Source organism: Pseudoalteromonas sp. K222D (assembly GCF_017653575.1).
In the GTDB taxonomy this organism is placed as follows: Bacteria; Pseudomonadota; Gammaproteobacteria; order Enterobacterales; family Alteromonadaceae; genus Pseudoalteromonas; species Pseudoalteromonas nigrifaciens.
The window spans coordinates 24,288-50,414 of sequence record NZ_JAGGDL010000017.1 but is presented as its reverse complement, the minus strand read 5'-3'; the positions used below and the strand labels follow the sequence as shown (position 1 = coordinate 50,414).

The 26,127-nt window shown below is 40.5% G+C and carries 21 protein-coding genes; 13 read left to right on the top strand and 8 right to left on the bottom strand.

Going from position 1 to position 26,127, the window contains the following annotated elements; translation table 11 throughout:
* Positions 1-9: 9 nt before the first annotated feature.
* Positions 10-1,200, top strand: coding sequence for a 2-octaprenyl-6-methoxyphenyl hydroxylase (ubiH, locus tag J5X91_RS10160; protein ID WP_089367785.1), 1,191 nt, complete (start codon positions 10-12; stop codon positions 1,198-1,200).
* Positions 1,197-2,363 carry an FAD-dependent monooxygenase gene (locus J5X91_RS10155; protein ID WP_208834658.1) on the top strand — a complete coding sequence of 389 codons (1,167 nt, stop codon included), beginning with the start codon at positions 1,197-1,199 and terminating at the stop codon, positions 2,361-2,363. The genes ubiH and J5X91_RS10155 overlap by 4 nt, the downstream gene beginning before the upstream one ends.
* 117 nt (positions 2,364-2,480) lie before the next feature.
* Here J5X91_RS10155 and J5X91_RS10150 read toward each other — a convergent pair whose 3' ends face one another.
* Positions 2,481-3,479 (bottom strand): AraC family transcriptional regulator, encoded by a 999-nt coding sequence (locus tag J5X91_RS10150; RefSeq protein ID WP_208834654.1) that lies wholly within the window; start codon positions 3,477-3,479, stop codon positions 2,481-2,483.
* Positions 3,480-3,575: 96 nt separating this feature from the next.
* On the opposite strand from J5X91_RS10150, the gene J5X91_RS10145 reads away from it, so the two are divergent.
* Both J5X91_RS10145 and J5X91_RS10140 read left to right on the top strand, forming a co-directional pair.
* Entirely contained in the window at positions 3,576-4,019 is a 444-nt protein-coding gene (locus tag J5X91_RS10145) for an SRPBCC family protein (RefSeq protein ID WP_089368931.1), read from the top strand.
* Positions 4,016-4,828 carry a sterol desaturase family protein gene (locus tag J5X91_RS10140; RefSeq protein ID WP_193038825.1) on the top strand — a complete coding sequence of 271 codons (813 nt, stop codon included), beginning with the start codon at positions 4,016-4,018 and terminating at the stop codon, positions 4,826-4,828. The genes J5X91_RS10145 and J5X91_RS10140 overlap by 4 nt, the downstream gene beginning before the upstream one ends.
* Positions 4,829-4,832: 4 nt before the next feature.
* Here J5X91_RS10140 and J5X91_RS10135 read toward each other — a convergent pair whose 3' ends face one another.
* The gene (locus J5X91_RS10135; protein WP_011327268.1) at positions 4,833-5,228 is read right to left on the bottom strand and encodes a hypothetical protein; all 396 of its coding nucleotides are present in this window, start codon (positions 5,226-5,228) and stop codon (positions 4,833-4,835) included.
* Complete coding sequence (locus J5X91_RS10130) at positions 5,228-5,593, bottom strand: hypothetical protein (protein ID WP_176359692.1); 366 nt, start codon at positions 5,591-5,593, stop codon at positions 5,228-5,230. The genes J5X91_RS10135 and J5X91_RS10130 overlap by 1 nt, the downstream gene beginning before the upstream one ends.
* A 259-nt stretch (positions 5,594-5,852) precedes the next feature.
* Between J5X91_RS10130 and J5X91_RS10125 the strand changes: the two genes are divergently transcribed.
* Positions 5,853-6,272, top strand: coding sequence for a VOC family protein (locus J5X91_RS10125; protein ID WP_011327270.1), 420 nt, complete (start codon positions 5,853-5,855; stop codon positions 6,270-6,272).
* Between the two features lie 357 nt (positions 6,273-6,629).
* Here J5X91_RS10125 and J5X91_RS10120 read toward each other — a convergent pair whose 3' ends face one another.
* Entirely contained in the window at positions 6,630-7,733 is a 1,104-nt protein-coding gene (locus J5X91_RS10120) for a polysaccharide lyase family 7 protein (protein WP_208834652.1), read from the bottom strand.
* A 312-nt stretch (positions 7,734-8,045) separates the two neighbouring features.
* Here J5X91_RS10120 and J5X91_RS10115 point away from each other — a divergent pair, with 312 nt between their 5' ends.
* Positions 8,046-8,846 (top strand): hypothetical protein, encoded by an 801-nt coding sequence (locus tag J5X91_RS10115; RefSeq protein ID WP_208834649.1) that lies wholly within the window; start codon positions 8,046-8,048, stop codon positions 8,844-8,846.
* An 8-nt stretch (positions 8,847-8,854) separates the two neighbouring features.
* Here J5X91_RS10115 and J5X91_RS10110 read toward each other — a convergent pair whose 3' ends face one another.
* Entirely contained in the window at positions 8,855-9,739 is an 885-nt protein-coding gene (locus tag J5X91_RS10110; RefSeq protein WP_208834712.1) for an AraC family transcriptional regulator, read from the bottom strand.
* A 184-nt stretch (positions 9,740-9,923) separates the two neighbouring features.
* Between J5X91_RS10110 and J5X91_RS10105 the strand changes: the two genes are divergently transcribed.
* A complete protein-coding gene (locus J5X91_RS10105) occupies positions 9,924-11,069 on the top strand; it encodes an iron-containing alcohol dehydrogenase (protein ID WP_208834644.1) in 1,146 nt (381 codons plus the stop codon).
* 59 nt (positions 11,070-11,128) lie between these two features.
* Here the strand turns inward: J5X91_RS10105 and J5X91_RS10100 are convergent, their stop codons facing one another.
* Positions 11,129-11,515, bottom strand: a complete 387-nt coding sequence (locus tag J5X91_RS10100) for a Cd(II)/Pb(II)-responsive transcriptional regulator (RefSeq protein ID WP_011327275.1) — start codon at positions 11,513-11,515, stop codon at positions 11,129-11,131.
* 97 nt (positions 11,516-11,612) lie between these two features.
* Here J5X91_RS10100 and J5X91_RS10095 point away from each other — a divergent pair, with 97 nt between their 5' ends.
* The 4 genes from J5X91_RS10095 to J5X91_RS10080 all read left to right on the top strand — a co-directional run bounded on the left by J5X91_RS10095 (position 11,613) and on the right by J5X91_RS10080 (position 17,741).
* The gene (locus tag J5X91_RS10095) at positions 11,613-11,933 is read left to right on the top strand and encodes a hypothetical protein (protein WP_011327276.1); all 321 of its coding nucleotides are present in this window, start codon (positions 11,613-11,615) and stop codon (positions 11,931-11,933) included.
* A 165-nt stretch (positions 11,934-12,098) separates the two neighbouring features.
* Positions 12,099-13,367 carry a TolC family protein gene (locus J5X91_RS10090; RefSeq protein WP_208834641.1) on the top strand — a complete coding sequence of 423 codons (1,269 nt, stop codon included), beginning with the start codon at positions 12,099-12,101 and terminating at the stop codon, positions 13,365-13,367.
* A complete protein-coding gene (locus tag J5X91_RS10085; protein ID WP_208834637.1) occupies positions 13,360-14,586 on the top strand; it encodes an efflux RND transporter periplasmic adaptor subunit in 1,227 nt (408 codons plus the stop codon). The genes J5X91_RS10090 and J5X91_RS10085 overlap by 8 nt, the downstream gene beginning before the upstream one ends.
* Positions 14,587-14,594: 8 nt before the next feature.
* The gene (locus J5X91_RS10080) at positions 14,595-17,741 is read left to right on the top strand and encodes a CusA/CzcA family heavy metal efflux RND transporter (protein WP_208834633.1); all 3,147 of its coding nucleotides are present in this window, start codon (positions 14,595-14,597) and stop codon (positions 17,739-17,741) included.
* Positions 17,742-17,825: 84 nt separating this feature from the next.
* On the opposite strand, the gene J5X91_RS10075 is transcribed toward J5X91_RS10080, so the two are convergent.
* The gene (locus J5X91_RS10075; protein ID WP_208834629.1) at positions 17,826-19,061 is read right to left on the bottom strand and encodes a TMEM143 family protein; all 1,236 of its coding nucleotides are present in this window, start codon (positions 19,059-19,061) and stop codon (positions 17,826-17,828) included.
* Between the two features lie 193 nt (positions 19,062-19,254).
* Between J5X91_RS10075 and J5X91_RS10070 the strand changes: the two genes are divergently transcribed.
* Both J5X91_RS10070 and J5X91_RS10065 read left to right on the top strand, forming a co-directional pair.
* Positions 19,255-19,839 carry a VTT domain-containing protein gene (locus J5X91_RS10070; protein ID WP_208834625.1) on the top strand — a complete coding sequence of 195 codons (585 nt, stop codon included), beginning with the start codon at positions 19,255-19,257 and terminating at the stop codon, positions 19,837-19,839.
* Between the two features lie 40 nt (positions 19,840-19,879).
* Entirely contained in the window at positions 19,880-22,504 is a 2,625-nt protein-coding gene (locus tag J5X91_RS10065; protein ID WP_208834621.1) for a DUF2339 domain-containing protein, read from the top strand.
* A 63-nt stretch (positions 22,505-22,567) separates the two neighbouring features.
* Here the strand turns inward: J5X91_RS10065 and J5X91_RS10060 are convergent, their stop codons facing one another.
* Positions 22,568-26,008 (bottom strand): PAS-domain containing protein, encoded by a 3,441-nt coding sequence (locus J5X91_RS10060; protein WP_179807420.1) that lies wholly within the window; start codon positions 26,006-26,008, stop codon positions 22,568-22,570.
* Positions 26,009-26,127 lie beyond the last annotated feature (119 nt).

Here is a 26,127-nt window from a genome sequence, read left to right as displayed (position 1 = left end):
GAGAAAAAAGTGCCTAAGCAGTTTGATGTTGTTGTTATTGGTGGCGGTTTAGCCGGTGCTAGCTGTGCGTTAAGCGTGGCTAAAATAAATCCCGCGCTTAGTATTGCTGTTGTTGAGGCGAATGAAGTAAGTAATGACTATCACCCGAGCTTTGATGATAGAAGCATAGCACTTGCTCAGCAGTCGGTAGAGTACTTGCAAGGCTTAAATTTATTTGCGTTAAATTCACCGTACGCTACAGCAATTAAAAAAGTAAGTGTGTCTGATCGTCACCATTTTGGTAAAGCAGATATTAACTGTGAAGAGTTTGCTAAAGATGCCCTTGGTTATGTGGTTGAAGTAAACCCGTTTGGCCGCTCGTTACATCAATTATTAAACGCTCAAATAAATATCAGTTTATATTGCCCTGATAGCGTAAGTGCCATTGAGCAGCAATTACATAATAATATAGTTACTTTGCAAAGTGGCGAGCAAATAGCCGCCAAGCTGTTAGTTATTGCCGACGGTGCACAGTCGCCAACTCGTAGCTTATTTGGACTTAAGTTTAACACTCAAGCTTATGAGCAAGGGGCTATTATTGCCAATATAGAAGTAGCTGGTGGGCATAATAACCATGCTTTTGAGCGATTTACGCAACATGGCCCCATGGCGCTATTACCTATGAGCAACAACCGCTATTCACTGGTGTGGTGTATGCAGCAACAGCACGTTGAGCAGCACATGGCACAAAGTGAAGACGACTTTATAAGCGCACTACAAAGTGCCTTTGGTTATCGCGGTGGTCAATTTACTAAAGTGGGTATGCGTGCTAATTACCCCTTAGTGTATGGGCAAGTAGAATCGCTTATTGCGCACCGCACGGTAGTAATAGGTAATGCTGCGCATGCAATTCATCCCATTGCAGGGCAAGGGTTTAATCTAGGCCTGCGAGATGTACAAGTACTTAGTAACTTAATTGCCCAGAGCCCAAATGACTTAGGCAGTTATGCATTTACTCGCGAGTATGCACAGCAGCGCAGCGCTGATATAAATAACGTGATGACCCTAACAGATGGTTTAGTAAGGCTTTTTTCAAATTCATCACGCATACTGGCACTTGGCCGTAGTATTGGGTTGTTTTCGATGGATTTATTCCCCTCTTTAAAAGCGCCATTAGCTAAGCAGTTAATGGGGCAAGTTAAACAAGGTCAAGGTTTATGAAACAAGCACAGGTATGTATTGTAGGTGGTGGCAGCGTAGGGCTTACCTTAGCGCTTGGGTTGGCAAAAGCAGATATAAGCGTAGTCGTGCTTGATGCTGCGCCAAAGCAAACACCGCCAACAGACGAGTATGGCATGCGCGTAAGTGCGTTGAGTATTGCGAGTCAAACCTTGCTTGAACAATTAAATGTATGGCCACACATAGTTGCCTTGCGTGCTAGTGCCTATACCCATATGGATGTGCGCGATGCCGACAGCTTTGGCAAAATAGCTTTTAATAGTGAGCAACTAGAGCTTGATCATTTAGGTCATATAGTTGAAAACGATATTATTTGCTACGCGCTTATAAAGGAGTTGGAGCAACAGCCAAATGCTACGCTGATGTTCGACACTTGTTATCAGCAAATACATCAAAGCGAATCGGATGTATTTGTTACTTTAAAAAGTGGTGAGCCAATCATTGCAAAGTTGCTGGTGGCCGCCGATGGTGCTAATTCGGCAATTCGAAAGCAGTTTAATATGGCGCTGAGCTTTAAAGACTACGACCACCATGCATTGGTGGCTACAGTTAAAACCCAAGAGCCACACGCCAATACCGCACGCCAAGTGTTTTTACCAAACGGGCCATTAGCATTTCTACCGTTGAGCGATGCCAACACCCATTCAATTGTGTGGTCTACAAACCCAACGCATTGTGAAGAGCTATTAGCAATGGACGACAACCAGTTTAACAAAGCCATTATGGCGGCAATAGACGGCCAATGTGGTTTGTGTGAAGTGCAAAGTGTACGCGCTGCATTTCCACTTAAAATGCGTTATGCCCAGCAATGGGTTGCAGGTAAAGTCGTATTAATTGGCGATGCTGCACATACTATTCATCCGCTTGCAGGCTTGGGGATGAACCTAGGCCTAAAAGATGCCGCTTATTTAATTGAGTTACTAACAAGTGATAATAAAGAATTTGCCAGCACACGTACTTTACGTGATTACGAGCGCACCCGCAAACTCGATGCGCAAAAACACATTGCCATGATGTACTCTTTAAAAGAGTTATTTGCCGGTGCTAACCCAATTAAAAAACTAATACGTGGAGTTGGGCTTTCAATGGTTGATAACTTAGGCCCAATAAAGCACTTGTTTGCTAAAGAAGCGATAGGAAAGTAAGCGTATTATTAAGCGCAGAGTAAGCGAATAAAAAGCCGTGGTTATTTTAACCGCGGCTTTTTATTATCTATTTTGAATTTAGGAATTAAGTAATATTTAATTTTTTAGGTAATGTTTTTAGGTAGTGTTTTTTATATATTGCAGTGGGGTGCAGTTATACCAGCGTTTAAAAGCACGATTAAATGAACTTTGGTCATTAAAGCCAAGTTTAATTGCTATGTTACTTAATGGCTCTTTGCCAATACACAGTATTACGCGCCTTTTACGCTCTTGCTCAAGTAAGTCGGCAAACGATATTTGTTCGCGCTTTAAATGACGTTGTAAGGTGCGCGGGGTCATGTTTAGTGCGCCTGCTGTGCGTATTAAACTGCAGTCGATTAAGTCATTTTTAGCCATAAATAACTGGCTAATTTTTTCGGTTAGTAACTGCTGGCTTTTAAAGCGTGAAAGTTGCTGCTCAGAAACCTGTTTAAGCACTAAATTAATTTGCGTATTGTCGGTTTTAAATGGCAGTGCTAAATAACTGCTCGGAAATACCACTTGGTTATACTGTGCGTTAGTTTTAACGGGGCAGTTAAACCAGTGTGTGAGTACTGTTTTTTCATTGCTGGTAAAAGCTTGGGTAAAATAAATAGTACTGGGCGATAGCTGTGGATTTAATAGTTGTCGAATAACACTTACCCAAGCGGTCATATTACGTAAAATAACCTGTGGGCTACAGTTAGCATTAGGTAGCCAACGAATAATTGCCAACTCACCTTGCTGTTCAAACTCTGCTCTACCAATATCTGCAACTAAACTGTCGTAGTTAAGCAGTGCGGTAATAGCGCTGGCTAAGTTATTACTCGATTCAATTAAGTAACCCAATATGCCAAAGTCGGCAGTTCGAATTTGCTGACCAAGCTTAAAGCCAAACAAAGGCTCGTTTAGAGTTTGCTGAGCATAATTTAGCAGTGCGTTGTAACAGTTTAAGCTAATGCGTGGCGCGAGTTGCTGAGCTTGCTTATTACTGTATTCATTAAAGTTAATAGCCGACAAAACAGCTTGGCTATTAAGTCCAAGTGTTTCAAGGTAATCAATACAGCTTGAAAAATAATGATCGGCAAGTGTGCTCATTTGTCGCCTAAAGCTAAAAAATGGTCGTGTAACAGCAAGTTTGCCACGAAAAAATTTTATATGGTAGGGCATTATGAAAATACTTATTATATAAAAATGATACAAATAACCTTAAAACAAAAGATTGCAGCAACGCCTCTACAAGTCAGAGACGCTTTGCTTGATCATGCGCAATTAGAACGTTTTTTTAATGCTAAATTTGTCCTGTTAAAAAAGCAAAATGAAGGCGAAATTATTGGCGGTAAAGGTGCTATTAGGCAAGTTATAATGGCAGGAGTTCGCTTTGAAGAGCGTATAATTAGCGCCGATAGCAATCATATTAGTTATCAAATAATAGGTAATAAACCAGTTGCAGAGCATCGTGGCGATATTTATTTTTGCGTTAGTGACAATGCCCCAACAAGCACCGAAGTTACCTATAACATACGCTGTAAAACACCTTGGTGGCTGCCAAGCCTAGTGATTAAATTTTTTATTAAAAAAGATATAGCACAAGCGCTTAATAAACTAAAAGCCAACTTTAAGGGCAACATATCATGAGCATAGAAATAATTTTACTTGCCCTTAGTCCTGTATTTATTATTTTTGTAAGTTATGAATTTATTAAATATCGGCGTTATTACGACATAAAAGACAGCTTGGCGAATACAGCACTGGCGCTTATGCACCAAGGCGCCGATGCAATTGCTTTAATTGTGCTAATGCCATTTTTTTATTGGCTGCATCAATATAGGTTATTTGATATTGAACTGTCGGTGCTGACGATATTTGGCGCATTTTTACTACAAGACTTTTTGTATTATTGGTTTCATAAAGCGTCACACCATATTCATTGGTTATGGGCTGCCCATGTGGTGCATCACAGTTCAACTAAAATGAACTTTTCAACCGCATTTAGGCAAAGCTTAATGTATCCGCTTGCGGGTATGTGGTTATTTTGGTTGCCAATGATATTAATCGGCTTTGATCCGCTGAGTGTATTTACCGTAGTGGCGCTTAATTTGGCCTATCAGTTTTTTGTGCATACCCAAACGGTAAATACACTAGGCTGGTTTGAAAAGGTATTTAACACCCCATCGCATCATCGAGTACATCATGCTATTAACCCCGGCTACTTAGATAAAAATTTTGCCGGTGTACTCATTATTTGGGATAAGTTATTTGGCACTTACGCCGAGGAAAAAGCCGATAAACCGTGTAAGTACGGTATTGTTGGGCAGTTAAATAGTAACAACCCACTGACCATAACTTTTCATCAATGGGCTTATTTAGTAAAAAGTGCATTTAAAGCAAAAGGGGTAACGGCAAAGCTAAAAGTGATATTTGGTTACCCTACAAGTTCCAATTAACTGCTTATTTAACACGTCGAAAAGAAATGTTTTTACTGCGTGGTGCACCTAATATAATGAATAAGTGACAAATACATACCGACAAAAATGCACTCACACCTAAAGCACCGCCGTAGCCGTCGAGTATGGGTACTAAGTACTCAAATAATAACGAAAATATAACAGCGGAGCTGGCAAGCGTATATATGCCAAAGCGGTGTGGGGCGCTCATACCAATAAAAGTACCACCAAAAAACACAACGCTGTATAACTCAGGATCAAGGTTAAGCCAGTAAAAAATTAAGTAAGTAACTATAGATAAGGCCGCAGAAGCTCTAATACCATCAAAACGACTATGCTTGGCTAAATAAAATGTTAAAAAAGCGCCTATCAAAGCTAATATAGAATATTCAATACTCATTACACTAAGCCTTTAGCTAAAGAATACAAAGCAACACTTGCAAAGGCTACGCTGCCTAATCGGCCACCAAAACCAGCAAATGCATTTAAGGTAAGGGTGTACAGCGTTGCCCCAATAATTGAGATTATCGCCACTTCCCAGTAGCTAGTAATTAAGCTAGTTGAGCACATACCGGCAAAGCTACCTGCATATATGGCCGCATAAGGGTGGTTTTGATAAAGCTTAGGAAAAGGAATAAACGAGCCAACTAGCCCGGTTAATGCTGCAGATATAACAAGTGGTAATGCAAATGTTGTATGCATTACAAAGCACGACATACAGCCGGCAAAAAATGTGATGGACTTTAATAATAAAAATTTAATCATAGCGCGCAAATTAGTACCTTATAGCGTGCGTATAATAAAGTAACACTTTTATGTTTGATAGCTCAAAGCTAGAATTTTATAGCATAACTAATAATAGCTAATTGCCAAAAATAGTAGGTGTCAGAATTTAATCATTTTATTAGCCTAATAGTTGTAAGGGCTGTAAATGCTAAAATATACTCGTTAATGTTCTATAAATTACAAAACATGTATAATGCTGACTGTTTAATTTATTAAAAGCTATTATCAAGGGTAATTTATGTCTAACTGTTTACATCTGGCTATTCCGGCTGGTGATTTAAATATAGCTAAAACTTTTTATTGCGATGTGCTTGGCTGTAAAACCGGAAATAGCGAGCAAGGACGCTGGATAGATATTGATTTTTGGGGTAACGAGTTAACACTGCACCAAAGTGTTGAGCGCCTACCTACAGTTCGTCATGATGTTGATATGGGCGCAGTTGCCGTACCACATTTTGGCATTCATTTATCTGAAAACGAATTTAATGCGTTAAAGCAACGTATTGAAAGCGCGGGCTTGGAGTATTTAGATAAGCCATATCGTCGTTTTATAGGTGATGAGTTTGAACAAGAAACATTTTTTATAGAAGATCCTAACGGTAACGTACTCGAAATGAAAACCATGGTTAACCCCGAGGTTTTATTTAAGAAAAGTTAGGGTCTGTTGACCTTTGCAGATTAAATTTGTTCAAACTAGGGGCGATTTAATCACGGCGCGAGATTTGTAACCTAGTGGGCTCGATAACTGCTCCTGCGTTATTCTACTGGCTTACATCCATGTAGGCAACAAAGAGTCAATCGCCCCTAGGCAGAACCTTTCGGGCAGCGCATGTTTGGCATTAATGCTACGTTATCGCCTATTTATAGGGAATAACCACACCACATAGGCTCTGCCTTGCCTAAATACCAAACATACTGCTGCAAATTCAACCTTGAAAGATCAACAGACCCTTATCCCGCTTGTTTACTTTATTTAATAAGGCAAACAAGCGGGGCAGTAATAATTTAGTTACCTTTATTGTGGGCTAGCGGGGCTTAATACAAGTTTACTAAAGCTCACTTGTGCATAGTCACCGTTTTGTTTATCTGTAGCCCAGTCGCCCGTACCTAAACAGCCCGGATACCAAATGCCTTTAGCATTTTTGGTACTACATTGGTTATACGCGCCTGCTTTAAAGTAGTGCCAATCAGCCGCATACCCATGCGGGTGATCTTTTTCGTCTACGTTGCCATACGCATCTACGTTATTACCTAAGTTAATAGAGTAGCTAACATCGTTTTTGCCTGCTGTGCTAAATGTTAGGTGCATCACATTTTTATACACATTTACTGTGTAACTAAACTCTTCACCTAATGCGATACCAGCATTGCCTGGCTCGTTAGGGTTTTCCCATGTGTTACCCCAAACAGGATAAGCTATATCAGTACGGTTAGGATCTGTTTTTGGTAGGTTACGCTCGTAGTTCCAAAAAACCGATCCCGTTTTATGTCCAGGCCACTTTTTATAATATATTTTTAGTGGCTCGTTGCCCCAGCCATAACCAAGCTTAGTGTCAATAAGCGCCTGATCTTTACCTGCGTGAATTTGCCCCACAACAACAGAGTAGGCCGCATTTTTACTTGGATCAGTAGCACGTAATGCAACATGATCTACTTTTAGCGTTGCTTCCATTTTGCCACCAATAGAGCCAAATCGATCCGATAGTGGGTGTACAGCAAGAGCAAAATTGTTTTTAGGACTTTTGGTTTTTATTTTGGTATTTGCTCCGCGGAGCATTTGCCTAAATTCACTGCGTGTATTGGTAGAATTGGCACTGGTGAGTGCTTTGTTTGGCGAGGTGAATACCATGTAACCTTTATCATCCAGATAGAAAAAATCAGGATGTGAGTAAGTCTGAATTTCTTTAACATCTATTTCATCAATTTTACCGTCGTTATCTAAATCAACCGGTACATTAATTTTCCACTGAGATAAATCAAATTTAGAGGCGGGTACTAATGGGTTAGCTTGTTGCTCAGTGCTTTTTGGTTGTTGGCTAACACAACCAATAACCAAAGAGGTAGTGAGGGCAATTAAAGCGCCGGGCTTAATAAGATGTGTAATGTTATTTTTATTCATTAGTACCTCAGTATAAAGTTAAATATTTACATTGTTGCACATGACTGTAACGTATTTAAAACCAACTTAACATACCAAAGTGCAATTATTATATTACCAATTATTGCAACCTTTGTTTTTTAGCTGCTTAATTGTAATGCCAATTCATTCTCAATTGAGTAAATAATTTTAAGTTATTAAAAAATAGCTAAAAATTAGTCGTAAAAAGATAAATAGGCCCTGATGAGATGATTTAAATTCAACTCAATATTAATTGACTGTATTAACTAAGTGAGTAGAATTTGCGCCATTACTCATCTTTTATTATTACTCATGTTAGTTAAATTAATGGTTGCCCCGCTATTACTGCTCTTTATTTCTTACGCGCAAAAAAAGTTTGGTAGTTTTATAAGCGGTATTATTCCTGGCTTGCCAATCACCTCTGGGCCTATTTCATATTTTATTGCTATAGAGCAAGGAAAACTGTTTGCTGCTAACTCAGCGGTGGGCGCTTTATATGGCATGAGTGGTATTGGTTTATTTTGCTTTGTGTATATGGCGGTTTCGTATAAGTGTGGCTTAGTAAAGTCGTTGATAACAGCGCTGAGTGTGTGGTGTTTATTTAGCATGCTGACATTGTTTTTACCGGTTAATATTTTTGTTGCGTGCTTGTTCTCTATTAGTACTTTATTGGCTTTAACTTTTGCAACTACAAAATTAAAAGTAGCGATAGATGCAAAGCCTTTAAATTCAAAATGGGAGCTGCCAATAAAAATAGTGTTAGTAACCAGTTTTATTATGTTGGTTACCTTTATTTCTGAGCATATTGGTTCGGCATGGAGTGGGTTGCTTTCTACTTTTCCGGTGATTTTAGCGGTAATGGGCAGCATAGCGTATATCAGTGATAAAAAAGACTCAGCGTTTAAAATACTAAACGGTGGTATTATTGGCTCATTAGGTGGGTGTATATTTTTTGCCACCATTGCATTGCTATTAAAATACGATATTTTAATTTGGCAAGTTTATATAGTAGCGACTATTAGCTCGGTGTTGTTTACGCTTATTTTTAGCCATTTTATACACCGTAAATATGTTAATCCGGTTGCTTTTAATACCGCTAAAACGCAGCTTTAGCGGTTTGTTTAGAGTAACATTTCTTTTGGTGTTTTATTAAAGTGGCGTTTAAATTCTCGGCTAAATTGCGATGGGCTGGTATAGCCTACTTTTAATGCGGCTTCGTTGGCTTTGCTGCCACTGGCGGTTATAAGTGCTTTTGCTTTAGCTAAACGCAGCTTTTTTAAATATTGTAACGGCGACTCAAAAGTCACTTGTTTAAAGGCGCGATGAAACGACGAAATGCTCATATTTACGTCCTCTGCTAACCCTTCTACTGTGATGGGGTTGGCATAATTACTATGCATAATAGACAGTGTGCGCGCTATACGTGCATAGTGGCCGTCGTGCATAGCAAGGCCAAATAAGGTATGTCCTTGGGGGCCGCAAAGTACACGGTATACTAATTCTTTTACTATATCTTCGCCAAATACTTGTGCTTCAAGTGGGTTATTTAACACGGTTAATAAACGCTTAGTTACCAGCTCCATCGCGTTATCGAGTTTAGCTGATTGCACGCCACTCATTTGCCCGCATGTTGGTGGCAGAGCAAATTGTTTATGCTCAGTCATTTGGTTAACGAGTTTGTGCAATAACGCAGGGTTAATATCAACAGCAATCCCAAGCACTGGTAAGTCGCCATCAGTAAAGGCTTCGCACTCTAGCGGTACAGGAACGCCCAATACTAAATAATCCCCCGCACCATATTGTATTTTATGATCTGTAAAATGAATTACTTTATGCCCTTGCCCGACCACAATAATCCCAGAGTTATAAATAAGCGGCTGTCGCGGCGAGCTTTTACTGGCGCGATGAAAATAAACCCCAGTAATAATGGTTTCCATCGTGCCTTCAAAACTGAGTAACTGATTTTGTTCTGCGTACTGCTGCAACATATTGGCAATGGTGGGCATAAAAGCATCTTTACATGGCTGACTTTTACGTAAAATAACAATATTGATAGTTTTAGGCAAGCTTTTGCGCGTTATTGGGCTTTTTTTATGTTTGTTTTGCCAGTAATATGCACTCATTGAAAATTTACTTAGTTAGTAACTAAGTAAGTTGAACCATATTTAATCGTCACCCTAGGATAAAATAATGAAATTTAGCTACGTAAATCCAACACTAATTCAATTTGGCCAACAACAAATAGCCTCACTAACTGATTTGATCGCAAAAGATCAAAAAGTACTAGTTGTGTACGGCGGCGGATCAATTAAAAAGAACGGCGTATACGACCAAGTTGCAGCAGCACTTGAAGGTTTTGATTGGGTAGAGTTTTCGGGCGTTGGCGCTAACCCAACAATTGAAGTACTAGATCAAGCAGTAAAAATCTGTAAAGAACAAGACATCGACTTTGTACTAGGTGTTGGCGGCGGCTCAGTAATTGACGGCGTTAAATACATTGCAGCTTCAGCAGTATACGATGGCGAAGGTTGGGATATTCCTACTGGTAAGTATAAAGTAACTAGCGCATTACCAATTGGTGCAGTACTTACATTACCAGCTACTGGCTCAGAGTCTAACCAAGGCTCAGTAGTAAGCAAAGCTGCTACAAAACAAAAACTCCCGTTTATGTCACCAGCAGTACAACCTAAATTTGCGATTATGGACCCTGATGTAATGAAAACATTACCACAGCGTCAACTTGTAAATGGTTTAGTAGACGCATGGGTGCATACCTGTGAGCAGTACTTAACGTTCCCTGAAGGTGCATTAGTACAAGATGGTTACGCTGAAGCATTGCTTAAAGCACTTAAAGTACTTGGCGATAACTTTGAAAACCAAGATGACGCATGGCGTGCAAATCTTATGTGGTCAGCGAATCAAGCATTAAACGGTTTGATTGGTTCTGGCGTATCGCAAGATTGGGCAACCCATATGATTGGTCACGAACTTACAGCTGCATACGGTGTTGACCATGCACGTTCGCTTGCAATAGTTCAGCCTTCTTTACTACGCAATCAATTTGCAGTTAAAAAAGCAAAACTTGAGCAAATGGGTAAAAACGTATTTGGCCTTGCACAATCAGACGATTTAGCAGAGCTAACAATTCAAGCAATTGAAGCGTTTTACCATAGCCTTGATGTAGCTACGCAGCTTACTGAACATGGTGAAGATAAAGCAGCAGCGATTGACAATATTATTGGCAAACTTGAAGCGCATGGCATGCTTGCCCTTGGTGAAAACCAAGCAATCACGCTAAAAGAAAGTCGTGAAATTTTAGAACAAGCAGTCGCTTAATTTAAAGTGTTATTAATAAAAACCGCTAGCCTTACAGGTTAGCGGTTTTTTTATATGTATTAACTATTTAATTCTTTTATTATTTGGCAGTCGTTTATAGTATTTGCGGTGCAGTTAGTTAATAAGCTGGCTAACGATACCTCGAGCTTTTTAAGTTCTTTTTGTGCCGCTCGTACTTTAATTAATTGGTTTTCGATAATATCGTCAACCTCAACACACGATTTATCGCCGTATGATTGCGCAACAAGTAGAGTTTTAATATCGTCTATTGGAATTTGTAAATCGCGACAGCGTCGAATAAAAATAAGACGCTCTGTATCTGCTTGGGTGTAGGTTCTATAGCCGTTGCTCTCTCTTTTTGGAGCAGGAATAAGGTTTATTTGTTCGTAATAGCGAATTGTTTTTGCATTAATATTAACTAAGTGAGCAAGTTGCTTGATTTGCATATTGACCTTCCAGTAACTAGAAGGTTTATTATGCTGCTGACTCCTTTTATATTCAAGTATTTAAAAGGGACTTCTTTTTAGAGTTTGTAGGCAGACAATGCATTCAAAGCGTTTTTTAATAGTGATACTTTTAGTACTTGTACACAGCTTTATTAGCTGTGATGGTGCTGCGTATCATTTACAAGAAGACGTGGATCACATAACCAGCGCGCAGTTACAAAGTAATATAACTGCCGATGGTAGCCAAAATGAGGCTCAAGCCTCTGCCGAAATTCATGCCCACCAACATTGTCATAGTGGCTATTACAGTACAGTAAATCACTCAATCAGCCCTGAGCAGAGTAACCCCGCGTTACCTGTACGCTATTGTGGATTAATTTATCCACCTATGTCGCGCCCTCCTATTTCACTTAGCTAGTTTTAATTTACCTTAATAAAATATGGTGCATTTTACTGCCTGCGTTTAGACGCTATATAGGCTGTGTTATATGCATATTTAGGTTGCTTACAAATTTACATTACGATTTTTAATTTTAAATTATTTTGTAAGTTAACCCTGTTTGTTAAAAAACGGACAAGCTATATGAATAAAAAACCAATTATGCTGGTGGCACTACTTTGCGTGCTGCCGGTATTTAATGCGCTGGCTAATGTTAGTGCCAGTGAAAATATACTCACGCTTAAGCAAGCGCTGAGTAATACCGAGCAACAAAATCCGATATTAAAACGCTACCCCTATCATCAAAAAATATTGAGCGCGCTTAAATCACAAGCCACACTTTCGCCAAACCCTGTGCTTAGTGTTGCGGTTGAAAACGTGTTAGGCACCAATGATGCGCGTGGCGTAAAAGGCGCTGAAATAACGCTCGGGCTTAGCCAACTTATTGAGCTGGGCGATAAACGCCAAAGTAGAGTAGGTTTTGCTACTGCAAATATTAAAGCGCAGGCTATACAGTATCAAAATACTCGTTTAGCGTTATTAGCTACCACCGCAGAGCGTTACTATAGCGCACTTAAATTTCAAACCTTATTAGCATTAAATGTTGAGCGAAAAAGCGTTGTAACACAGGCGCTCAAAACAATTGAGCAAAGAGCAAATGCCGGGGCTGTATCGCAAGCCGATGTAAGTCGTATGCGTTATGCACTTAGCCAAGTAGAGCTTGAGCAAGTAAAGCTAACAAGTGAGTTTGAGCGCGCGCGTTTATTACTTAATGAGCTTTGGATTGATGAGCAAAGTAGTGCTTTTTTAGCGGGAAATATTAACGTCATCACGCCGCTTAAATCACAGCAAGCGCTTTTAGATGCGGTAAATTTAGCACCTGAATTTGCCTTACTTCAGCAGCAATATATACAGCAAACGGCTAACTTAGCGCTGCAAAAAGCCAATGGGCAAAGCGATATTAATGTAGGTGGTGGTGTGCGTTACAACCAAAAAAATGACTCTAGCTCATTGTTGTTTTCGTTTTCTATGCCACTGCAAATCAGTAATGCTAATAGCGGTAATATTGCTGCAGCAGCAAGTGAACTTGCGCTTTTAAACCAGCAGCAAGGGCAGTTGCGAGTTCAGTTACGCCAGCAAGTACGTACTCTGTATGCTTATTATCAAGGGATAGCAAGTCAAGCCACGTTATTAAATAAGCAAATAATTCCTCAGACACAAACATTGATTGAGCAAAGCTTAAGCAGCTATCAACGCGGGCAAATTTCGGTGTTGCAGTTGCTCGATGCCCAGCAAGCACACTTTGACTCTAAACGCGCACTCATTGCAACCCACGCAGAGCTGTACCAAGTGCTACTTACTCTTGAGCGTTTAACTGGCCAATCTTTAATTGAGACTTACAATCATGAATAAAAATATAATTGCATTATTAGTATCACTTTCACTTGCTGGCAGCGTGTTAAGCACCAGTGTACTTGCATCAGCCGAGCATGGAGAAACTGAGCAACAAGAGCAAGGTCCACAAGGTGGTTTTTTATTAGTTGATCCTAAGTTAACTCTTGAACTTAAATTACAAGAATTTGCCGGTAATGTTGAGCTGCGTATATACGCTTACAAGCAAAGCAAGCCAATTAATATAAGTGATTTAAACATAACAATGAGTTTAAAACGATTAGTTGAAGCGCCGCAAAATATACTGTTCATAACAGAGGGCGACTACCTTGTAAGCACGCAATCAATTAACGAACCGCATTCATTTGTACTTGCCGTTACTGCTAATTATAAAGGCGAGAGTATTAGCTATGAGTACGAGCAACACGAAGGACGCACCACACTAAGCGAGCAAGCAATTGAGCGCGCGGGTATTAAAACCGAGACAGCACAGAGCGGCACAGTTGAGCTCACCGATACTTTATTTGGTGTAATAGCGCCAACCGCGCACGGTACAGTTGAAGTAATGGCGCCTTACACCGGTTTAGTTAACGATATATTTGCCAGCATTGGTCAAAACGTTAAAAAAGGTGACAAGCTTGCCAGCGTAACTAACCGCGAAACACTGCAAAACTACACCATTAAAAGCCCTATTAGTGGCGTTGTAACTGAGCAATATTTAAAGCGTGGTGAGCTTGCAAGCACCAGCGCACTTATGCAAGTAGTTAACCTTGATAAAGTATGGGTTGAGCTGTCGGCTTTTCCCGAAAATATTGAAAAGCTAGCCATTGGGCAAAGCGCTAAAGTGTACGACCTACATCATCATTTAAATACACAAGGCAAAGTGTTTTTTATAGCCCCAATGATGACTGGAGGGCACATAGCCCGTGCCCGTATAGAGCTTAATAACCCAGACGGGCATTGGCGCCCAGGCATGCATATAAATAGCGATGTAAGTGTGGCTAAAATAAATGCCAGCGTGCGGGTAAAGCCACAAGCAATTCAAGAGTTTAACGGTCAACCAAGTGTGTTTGTTCGTAAAAATAATGTGTTTGAAGTGCGTCCCGTTACCTTAGGTGCAAAAAATAGCGAATGGGTAGAAGTACTTACAGGCTTAAACGCGGGTAGCGAATACGTAACAGACAATAGTTATGTAATTAAAGCCGATATTTTAAAAAGCGGCGCAAGCCACGCTCACTAGGAGGCACCATGATTAATTGGATAGTTTCTTTTGCGGTTAAACGCCGCATGCTGGTGCTTGCGCTTACATTTTTATTTGCTGGATTTGGTGTATACAACATTCAAAATTTAGCGGTAGACGCAGTACCCGATATAACCAACGTACAAGTGCAAATTAATACCAAAGCGCCGGGGTTTACTCCGCTTGAAGCAGAGCAACGCATTACCTATTTAATCGAAACCGCCATGGCGGGCATACCTAAGCTTGATTACACCCGTTCGCTTTCGCGTTATGGGCTGTCGCAAGTAACGGTTATTTTTAATGAAGGCACAGATATTTATTGGGCGCGTCAGCAAATTGGTGAACGTATTCAAAGTATTCGCTCCGACTTACCTAGTAACGTAGAGCCAAACTTGGGTCCTATTGCCAGTGGTTTAGGTGAAATATTTACTTATAGTGTGCATACACAGCCCAATGCGTTAAAAGACGATGGCACCGCTTACAACGCCGAAGACTTACGTACTTTGCAAGATTGGGTTATTCGTCCGCAGCTTTTAAAAGTAAAAGGCGTAACCGAAATAAACAGTCAAGGTGGTTTTGAGCGCCAGTACCAAGTAGCACCAGTGCCCGAAAAACTCATTGCCTATAAGCTTGCTATTAGCGATGTAATTAGTGCACTTGAGGTTAATAACAGTAACCGAGGGGCAGGTTATATTGAGCGCTATGATGGGCAATATTTAGTACGCTCGCCAGGGCAACTTAAAACGCTAGAAGATATAGCCAATACCGTTATTGCTAAGCGCGATGATGCACCTGTACGCATTAAAGATGTGGCTAACGTGCATTTAGGCAAAGAGCTTAGAACAGGCGCGGCGACTTATAATGGCGAGGAAACCGTGCTTGGTACTGCCATGATGCTCATTGGCGAAAACAGCCGCGTAGTTGCAAAAGCCATGGCTGATAAGTTAGTTGATGTGCAAAAAAGCTTACCCGCTGGCGTAATTGTTGAAGCGGTTTACGACCGTACTACTCTTGTTGATAAAACCATAGCAACCGTGCAAACCAACCTGTTTGAAGGCGCCGTTTTAGTGATAGTAATTTTGCTATTACTACTGGGTAATGTAACGGGCGCGCTTATTACTGCAATGGTTATTCCGCTCAGTATGTTGTTTGCCATTACAGGTATGGTGGGTAATCGTGTATCGGGTAACTTAATGAGCTTAGGCGCAATCGACTTTGGTTTAATTGTTGATGGTGCTGTAATTGTAGTCGAAAACTGCCTGCGCCAATTGGGTGTGGCGCAACATAAACATGGCAGGCTACTTACGTTAAACGAGCGTTTAAATGTAGTAACTGCAGCCACCAAAGAGGTATTTACACCGGCTGTATTTGGTATTGTTATTATTATGCTGGTTTATTTACCTTTATTTGCACTAAGCGGCGTTGAAGGAAAAATGTTTCAGCCAATGGCGTTTACTGTAGTTGCTGCATTAATAGGCGCGCTTATTTTTGGCGTTACCTTTGTACCTGCTGCTATTGCGGTATTTGTTCGCGGTAAGGTTAATGAAACCGAAAACGCAGTCATGCGCGGCGTTAAAAAAGTATATAAACCATTACTTGGTATATCGCTCAAATTACCGTGGCTTATGGTGGGTATTGCTACTGCATTAGTATTGGTGCTTGGTTTTAAAGTTAAAAATATGGGGGCAGAATTTTTACCGCAGCTTGATGAGGGCGATATTGCTATGCATGCGCTGCGCATTACTGGCACCGGTATTGAGCAATCGGTACAAATGCAAAAAGAGCTTGAACAAGCCATTTTAAAGCAACCCGAAGTCGCTAACGTTTTTTCAAAAATTGGTACTGCTGACGTGGCAAGCGATCCTATGCCGCCAAACGTAGCCGATACTTTTTTAATGTTAAAACCTCAAGAGCAATGGCCAAATCCAGCACTCACTAAAGAAGAGTTGATTAAACAAATTCGTACTCGTGTTAACGATGTGCCTGGTAATAATTACGAATTCACACAACCAATAGAAATGCGCTTTAACGAGTTAATTGCCGGTGTGCGCGCCGATGTAGCACTGCGTATTTATGGTGATGACTTAAGCGTACTTAAAGCGTTTGGCGAAAAAGCGACAGGCTTAATGCGTAATATTGCAGGCGCTACCGATGTACGTTTGGAGCAAATGGAAGGGTTGCCAACACTTTCGGTAACACCAATGCGCGACCACATGGCGTTATTAGGCTTAAGTGTAAACGACATTCAACAAACACTTGCCGCCGCTGTTGGTGGTGTGCAAACCGGGCTAATTTACGAGGGTGATAAACGCTTTTCGTTATTAGTGCGCCTTGATAAGCGTTGGTCTAGCGATGTATCAGCACTTTCCCGTTTGCCAGTTGCTTTACCTAAAGATAGCAACCCGGAACTTGCGTTTGTACCGCTAGGTGAAGTGGCGACTATCAGCATTGAAAAAGGTCCTAACCAAATAAACCGCGAAAGTGGTAAGCGCAACGTAGTGGTAACTGCCAATGTAGAAGGGCGCGATTTAGCAAGTTTTGTAAGTGATGCGCAAGCAAGTATGAATACAGATCTTAACTTACCAAGTGGCTATTGGCTTGAATACGGTGGCACATTTGAGCAATTGCAATCGGCAAGTAAGCGGTTATCCTTGGTTGTGCCGGTCACTTTATTGCTTATATTTGGCTTACTTTATAGCGCCTTTGGATCGTTGCGAGATTCGTTAATTATATTTAGTGGCGTGCCTTTGGCGTTGACTGGTGGTGTGTTTGCATTATTGCTGCGCGATATGCCGCTTTCAATTTCAGCAGGTGTTGGCTTTATAGCCCTAAGTGGCGTAGCCGTATTAAATGGCGTGGTTATGCTTTCGTTTATTAAGCAATTACGAAGCGACGGTTTGAGTTTGTTTGAAGCAATACACAACGGCGCATTACAGCGCCTGCGCCCAGTATTGATGACAGCACTAGTGGCGAGCTTAGGCTTTATACCCATGGCACTTAATACGGGGACGGGTTCTGAAGTGCAAAAACCTTTAGCAACAGTAGTGGTTGGCGGAATTATTTCATCCACTTTACTCACGCTGTTAATTTTGCCCGCACTTTATAAATTAGTGCATGCAAAGTTTAATAAGCAAAAAGAGGCTGAGTTAATCTAAATATTATCGATTTAAAGCTAATAAAAAAGCAGCTGTAGTTACAGCTGCTTTTTTATTTGGGTATTATTTAGCAAAAATACTACATTAATTATATTGAAAAAGATTATCCCAGCGCTCATCCAGTATGGTTTTTGCGTGATCTAAATTTATTGCGCTATACACACCATTAATGCACGTTACTAAGCGCATACGCACCAGTTTTTCAAGCGCGTCAGTAATTTCAAAATCGAGGTCGCATTGATACCTTACTTTAAACCAATGCTCTATTTGCTCATCAAGCATTTGTGCGCTTAAGCCACTTTCTGATTTTAGTAAAAAGGTATACGCAAGCAGGGCTTCTTTTATGTCTTCTTCTTCGGCGGCATCTATAAGCGTGTGAAATACGCCCGCGTTGTTATCGAGATTTTTAAAGTAGAGGTTATCGCTTAGGGCTTTCATAAATTTTATTTTGCGATTTTTAAACTTACTCCATTCTTTAAAAATAAAGCTGCCAAAAACCCCCATACCAATGGCAAAGGTAATAAAATGCTGTTGAGTCATTTCTACCGCTTCATTTCTAAAACCACCCCAAAAAGCAAACAGAGCAAGTAATAATACGATTGATGCGCCCAATTTAGTGATAAGTACCACCGCACCGCCAACTAAAGCGGATGAACCAATAATGACCTTATCGATAGGGCGCATGCGCACTTCGCTATTAGGAAATAGCATTTCAAGATCCGCCTTTGGCACATTTTGAAATAGCTTTACTATGGTTGAACTTGGCTCAAACCCCAGAGGCGTTTTATTTTTAGCTTTAAAATAAGCGCTATCTTTAAAGCGAATAAACACCGCAACACGGTCGTAATTAGTAAAGTGCAACGGCTTTTTACGAAGGCCCCAAAAGCTGGTAATAGTTTCACTAAGTTGCGACTCGCCACGGCGATAAAAAACCACTTCTTCAAAGTCATCAAATTCAACTTCAAGGCGCACTTTAAATAGTGACTCTTCGTTTAATGCATCTTGTAAGTCTTCATTGGTGATCACTTCAAAATTAGCGGCGTTAAGTACCTTGGCAAAATCTTTAGCAAAATCACGTTGGCACTGTGCTTTTTGTTCTGCCGATACGGGGGCTAAAGATCGTGTGTCGCTATTGGGATCAAACGGCGCATAGTTATTTTTAAGTGACTCAAGTGTTGCGTGGTAATCGTAATGAATAAGGCTGGCTAATAAATCACAAAACTGTTTAAACGATGTTTGTTGTGTGTTGTTATTGAGCTCTTCGCTACACATATCAACAATATCTTGCTTTCTGAAGGGAATAAAACGCGCACTTTGCATAAATTAATAACTACTGTAATAAGTAAATTCAATGATATAACTCAATAATAAAAGATCGCCGTAGCTATTACCAATTTGTTAATAATTAAAGTGTTTTATAACTAACGGTGTATATTTTCAGTCTAGATTAACTTAAGTATGTAATGATAAAGCATCTGAAATCGCGTTTTATTCACAATGAAAGGGAGTTATTATGGCGATTCAAAAAAAGCTTAAACAAAAAACACGTAATTTTATTGAATCTAAGCATATGCTCAGTGGCATTACCGTGGCGTCGTTTTTAGAGTCGACCATAGTACCTATTCCGCTTGAAGCTGTTTTAGTACCCTTAATGCAAGCACGTCGAGAAAAATTATGGCTTATTGCTTTAATGGCCACTTTGGGATGTATTGTGGGGGCGTTATTTGGTTATGCGCTGGGTTATTACTTATTTGATGCCGTTGGCGATTGGATCATTAATAGTTTTTCAAGCCCCGAGCAGTTTGAAAATGTTAAACAACAAATGCACAATCAAGGCTTTTGGTTTGTAATAACGCTAGGCATAGTGCCTGTTCCATTTCAAATAGCCATGCTGGCAGCGGGTGCGACTAAATATTCCCTCGGGTTATTTTTATTAGCCAGCGCAATTTCGCGTGCTATACGATATTTTGCTTTAGCGGTAGTCGTTTATTATGCCGGTAATAAAGCTGAGCAACTTATTAGCAAACATAAAACTAAAGCCATGATTACTTTAACTGTTTTTGTAATCGGTATATGGTGGTTAACGACGGTAATTTAATACCGCTAATTTACATTAAATAAAATAATAAGAGTATTCCATGGATGAGTTGATTGGGTTAGCTGGGCTATTTATATTAGCGATAATAGCAGGCGCTATTTGCGGGTTTATTGCACTTACACAGCTTAAAAGCTTAAGGCAACAAGTTGTACTGTTAACAGCTAAAGTAAATAGTTTACTCCAGCAACAAGAACAATTAGCACCGCTTGCTAGTAAGCAAGCGCCACCGCAAACGCAACCACAAGTAAGCACACCAGCACCCGTTTCAGCGCAAGTAAAAACCGCGGTTATAAGCGGCAATGAAGCTGCAGTTACAAAAACAGCTAAAACAAATACCTTCCCTAAAAAAACTAGCGTTTTAAATACATTATTTAATAAATTACGTGCAGGGTTTGAAGAAAACTGGATGACCTGGATAGGCGCGATAGCGCTTGCGTTTGGCGGTATTTTTTTAGCAAAATACAGTTTAGAAGCCGGGTTACTTTCGCCCGTTATGCGGTTGAGTTTAGGTGCATTATTTGGCCTTGGTTTAATAGCAGCCGCTGGGTATTTACATTATAAACGCATTATATTTGAAGGGTTTAATAACTATATTCCGGCAGCCCTTGCTAGTGGCGGCTTTATTACTTGCTTTGCGCTAGCCTTACTAGCTTACAGTAACTACGCCATGCTTAGCTCCACAGTTGCATTTGTGCTGTTGGCGATTATTGCTTTAAGTGCAAGCGTTATGGCAATTAAGTTTGGTCCTTTACTTGCTGTTTTGGGCATTATTGGCGCCTACAGCGTGCCTATTTGGGTTAGTAGTAATAGCGTTAATTTATTTTCTTTATTTATGTATGTTGGCTTTGTTAGTTTATTTGCCGCCATAGTGGCGCACCAAGTACAGCGTATTTGGCTGTGGTATTTACTCTGGGCAGGGCACGTTTTTTGGCACTTAGCGGGTTTTGTTTTACTTGAAAGCAGCACCATTTGGCTACTGGGTGTTTATGCAGTCGCCAGTATTATTGGTCTTATAGCTATCCCTCGGTTAGGGGTAAGGTTTGCGCTAATTGAGTTTCGACCGCACAGCTTAAAGCGTTTAATTAACGTACTGCCCGATCACCCGTTAATGTTAGTGTTTACCGTACCGTTTATTTTGATGATGCTATTGCATAGGTTCGACGCGCAGTTTCAGATATTTAGCTTAATAACTTTAGTGTTAATGCTGTTTTTAGTACTAAAAAATAGCCGCTGGGATTTATGGCAAGCTGTGTGTTTAGTAATAGCCTTTATCGTTTTAGTCAGTACTCAGCAAACTTTTGATTATGATGATGCCTTGTTTATATTTAAACAAGAATATGGACTAGGTTTAGTGCTGGGTTTTGCCTTGACTGCTTATGGCCTTTATTTTGGTCGTAAGTTTCCTAAGCGCTTGGCATTTCATATTACCGGTGCATTTAGTTTATTTTTAATGATAGCCACTTTATACGCACTAATTCCTAATTCAGCGTTAAGTACAGCGTATCCGCTTTGGGCAGTTATATTACTTGTTGGCAGTGCTGTTTTAATAAAAAGCGCGCTGCACAGTGCTAGTTTGTATCAGCGTTTTACCTACTGGATAGCAGCAAATGCTAATATTACGCTCGCGATTACTATGCTATTAAACGACAGTGGCTTAACCATAGCGCTGGCTATTCAAGTGTTATTGATTAGCTTACTGATCAAACGCCACAGTATACCTATGCCACACTGGCCTATTAAAGCGCTGGTGGCAGCATTATTATTACGATTAACTTTCGCACCTTGGACACCAAGTTACGAAGCACTTACTATTTTTGGTTTGCACTGGAGCATAGTGGTGTACCCGCTGTGTACGGTGCTATTTTATGTTGCAGCAAGATGTTTTAACACATCAAAAATGCAGTTATGGCTAGCAGGTGCGGCGCTGCATTGCTTGGCATTATTTATTACCACCGAAACCAGTTATCAGCTAGTAGGGCATTATCCACAATTTGATTCATTGAGTTTTTACGAGCAAGTACTACTGGTTTGTAACTGGCTTGGGTTAGGTTGTGTGTATTTATATCGCGCGCGAATAGCAGGGAGTTTAGCAAAACTGTATCGCTTTGGCGGCTTTGCATTGGCGGGCTTAGCTGGTGTGTTTGCACTAAAAACCTTAGTTGACGACAATCCGTTATTGAGTGCGATAGATATTGGTGCTGCGCCAATATTTAACTGGTTATTGTTATTATGGTTAGTACCTGCAGGGTTAACTTTATGGTTAGCAAGGTTACTTAAAACTATAAATACTAAGATAATTGCAATAGTTCTCGCAATTGCGGGGGCATTTACCTTTTTAGCAATTAACAGTTTAATTCGTCAATATTGGCAAGGGGCGTATATTTACTTATCTAAGGGGGTAGGTAACGCTGAGCTTTACAGCTATTCTATTATTTGGCTAGTACTGGGAGCAAGTACGGTTATTGTGGGCCATCTTAAAAATCAGCTACTAATACAAAAAGTAGGTTTAGGCTTATTGGCCGCGGTTATTTTAAAAGTATTTTTAATCGATATGGCAAACTTAACAGGTTTACTAAAAGCGATATCGTTTATTGGATTAGGGTTATCTTTAGTGGGGCTTAGCTGGTTGTTTCAAAAGCTGAGAAGCCGCGCTAACCTTGCTTAAGCCTTTATAAAATAAAGTAAAGGAAAACCCAGCCCGCTATTACTAACAGGCTGGGTATAATTTTTAAGTACTGTGATTTAGCAGCGCTTTTAGTTTGCCCGGTTTAATAGGCTTACTTAGATAATGAATATTAGCCGCTTTAGTTTCTAGTTTAAGCTCTTCATCGCGCACCGCTGTTATTAAGATAGCAGGGACTTGGTGTTGCCAAATATCTCTCAGGGTTTTTATAAGTGTTATGCCGTCGCAATCATTACCTAGTTGGTAATCCATTAAAATCACATCGGGTGCGCTGTGCTCATTAGCGTGCGCAAGCACCTGTTCAACGTTATCAAATAAGGTGTAATTGGCTTGCCATTTGTTGAGTAAGCTTGCCATGGCAGCTAGATTGGCAGGATCGTCGTCAACGGCAACAATATTAATGGCGGCGCGGTTTTCCATTACACTATTAGCAATATTTTTATGCTGTACAAATTTTGCATCACCATAAGGTACTTCAATACTAAAGCGGCTGCCTTTATTAGGCACTGAGCATACATCAAGCGGTAAGCTGAGTAAGTCAGCCATTCTTTTTACTACTCCTAGACCTAAGCCTATGCCTTTATTGTCGCCAGCCTCAACCCGGTAAAAGTCATTAAAAATTTTAGCTTGCTCTGCTTCACTGATCCCTTGTCCTGTATCCCATACTTCTATGCGCAGGCTATGTTTACGGTTTCTACAGGCAATTAAAACTTTACCGCTTTGTGTGTACTTAATTGCATTAGAGAGCAGGTTTTGGATAATGCGTCGTAAATAAGTAATATCGCTGTGCACTATTTGTTGGTTAGAAAGCACTTTGAACGATAACCCTTTTACACTGAGTAAAATACTCGACTCGCTTTTAAGCGGTTGCAAAATATCGTCAATACAAAAGTGGCGTGGTGTAGGCGCCATTGCGCCTTGTTCTAACTTGGCTATTTCGAGCAGAGCCGACATTAAATGCACGGTAGAGTCTAGGCTGTCTCCTAGTTTATCAAGATTATTTTGATTAGTGCTATTGAGCTGCTTTTCGTCAATGGCGGCAAGGTATAAGCGCGCGGCATTTAATGGCTGTAAAATATCGTGGCTCGCCAGTGCTAAAAAGCGGGTTTTACTGTCGTTGGCTTTTTCGGCCTCACGTTTGGCTAAAGTTAGCGCCTGCTCAGTTTGAACTCGGCTATCTATTTGCGCTTGAAGGTCTTTATTAATGGTTTGTACTTCTTGAGTACGCGCCTCGATGCGGTTTTCTAAATCGATATTAATTTCTTCCAGCGCATTTTGAGTATTAATATGTGTTGTTATGTCTGAAAAGCTGGTAACAAAGCCGCCATCAGGCAAAGGGTTACCTATCATTTCGTACACTTGGCCGTTGCGGCGGTGGCGAATAAAATGATGCGAGGTGCCATTTTTTAAATGACGAACCCGCTTATCTACATGGCGTTCTATTTCGCCTGGACCACATTCACCACGCTCTGCGTTGTAACGTATTATGTCTTCTACCGGTTGGCTCACTTCTAAAAAGCCTTCAGGGTAATTAAACATTTCGCTATAGCGTTTATTCCAAGCAACAAGTTTTAAATCTTTGTCGACCACAGAAAGACCATGGCTTAAGTTTTCAAGCGAGGTAAACAATAAGTTTTGGTTAAACTGCAGTGCTTGGGTGGTTTCATCAAAAAAGTTAACCACTTCTTCAAATGCCATGCGCTTACCAGACGATACAGTGTGCACTAATGCCTGAGCCGACGATGCACCAAGCACACCGGTTAACGCACGTTCGCAATAAGCAATAAACTCAGGTTTGGGGTGCGCGTTGTTGTCACTTAAATGATGGGCTAGGGCATAATTGGCTAATACTTGCTGGCTGCGCTGAATACCTAAAAAGGTCTGTAGCAGTATTTTAAAGTCGTATACTGTGGCTTTAACATCTTTATTTAAACGCTTTGATAAAATAGTCTGATCTTTTGGGTTAACAAATGCAGCGGCCTGAATTTTATCAATTAATCGCTCCTCAGCCCCTAACGAAAAGCTAATATAACAACCTATGTTAGCAAATAACGCAATCAGCGTGCCGCGGGTCATAAGGGTTTGTTGTAGCTCGTTATTTAGCGTGTTGCCAGCATCTAAAATAGGCAGCATTAAAAACAGCACCCAGCATATAAAGCCTGCAAGTAAGCCCGCATAAACGCCATAAGCATGGCCTTTTCGCCAATATAAACCACCTACAATAGCGGGTAATAATTGGGTTACTAACGAAAATGCCACCAAGCCCATGCTCGCTAATGCACTTCCGTGACCAAACCAATGCTGATAAAAATAAGCCAAGGTTAAAATACCGGCAATAGCAAAGCGTCGTACTAATAGTATTCTCGATCTATAGCTGGTGGTTATTAAGTTGCGTTTAAATTTGCGACGCAGTATTAGGGGCAGTACTACATCGTTTGAAATCATAGTACTTAAAGTGAGTGTTGCTACCACTATCATAGCAGTGGCAGCCGACAAGCCACCAATAAAAACGAAGGTGGTTAAAAAGGCATTATAGTGCAGCATTGGCAGGGCTAAAACAAAGCTGTCGGGTGAAAAGCTACGGCCTATTTCTGGGTGAATAGCGGCAGTTGCTATTGGAAAAATCATTGCTGCGGTAAGTAATAAGTACAGTGGAAACGCCCAGCGCGCGGTAAATAAATGACGCTTGTCTTGATTGTCGACCACGGTCACATGAAACTGACGCGGTAGGCAAATAATAGCCGCCGCAGCCATTAATGACTGGCCAATAAAGTTAAAACTAAAAAAGTCAAAGTCGGCCCAGTGTGTCCACAAAGGCTCGTCTACTTGATTAGCATAAGACTCAGGTAAGTTAAATAAAGAATACACAGCCAGCCCAGCCACCGCCATGAGTGCAATTAATTTTATGAGAGATTCAAACGCTACAGCAAGCATTAGCCCTGAGCGATATTCAGTGACATCAACTTTTCGAGTGCCAAAAAATATCGCAAATAACGCCATAATTAAAGTTGCCGACAGGGCGACTATATCTCCAGATATTTTATTACTTGTTTGCAGCAGTAAAAAGCTCGAACTGAGCGCTTTTAATTGCAGCGCAATATACGGAATAGTCGCTAGTAGCGCGATTAAAGTCACCATAATAGCGGTGGTTTGGCGCTTGCCATAACGGGCAGAAATAAAGTCGGCAATGGTAGTAATATTTTGCTTTTTACTCACTAAAACTAATTTACGTAAAAAGCCTTGGCCGAAAAAAAATAATAATGCGGGGCCTAGTAATATTGGCAAAAAACTCCAACTGCTTGTGGCTGCAGTTCCTACCGAGCCGTAGTAGGTCCAAGATGTACAATAAATACCCAGTGAAAATGCATACACAAAAGGGTGGTGACTAATACGCTTAGCCAAAGGCGTGGTTTTATCGCCCCAACTTGCGAGCCAAAACAGCACCCCTATATAGCTCAAAGCAACAAAAATTAGTACGGCAGTCATGTATTTATTAAACCTTTTTGAATATGCACTCAACTAGCATGGACTATACACAATACCAGAGCTTGAATTAAGTGTGGGTGCGATATTTATTTATAAGTTTAAGTTATTGTTTTTAATTA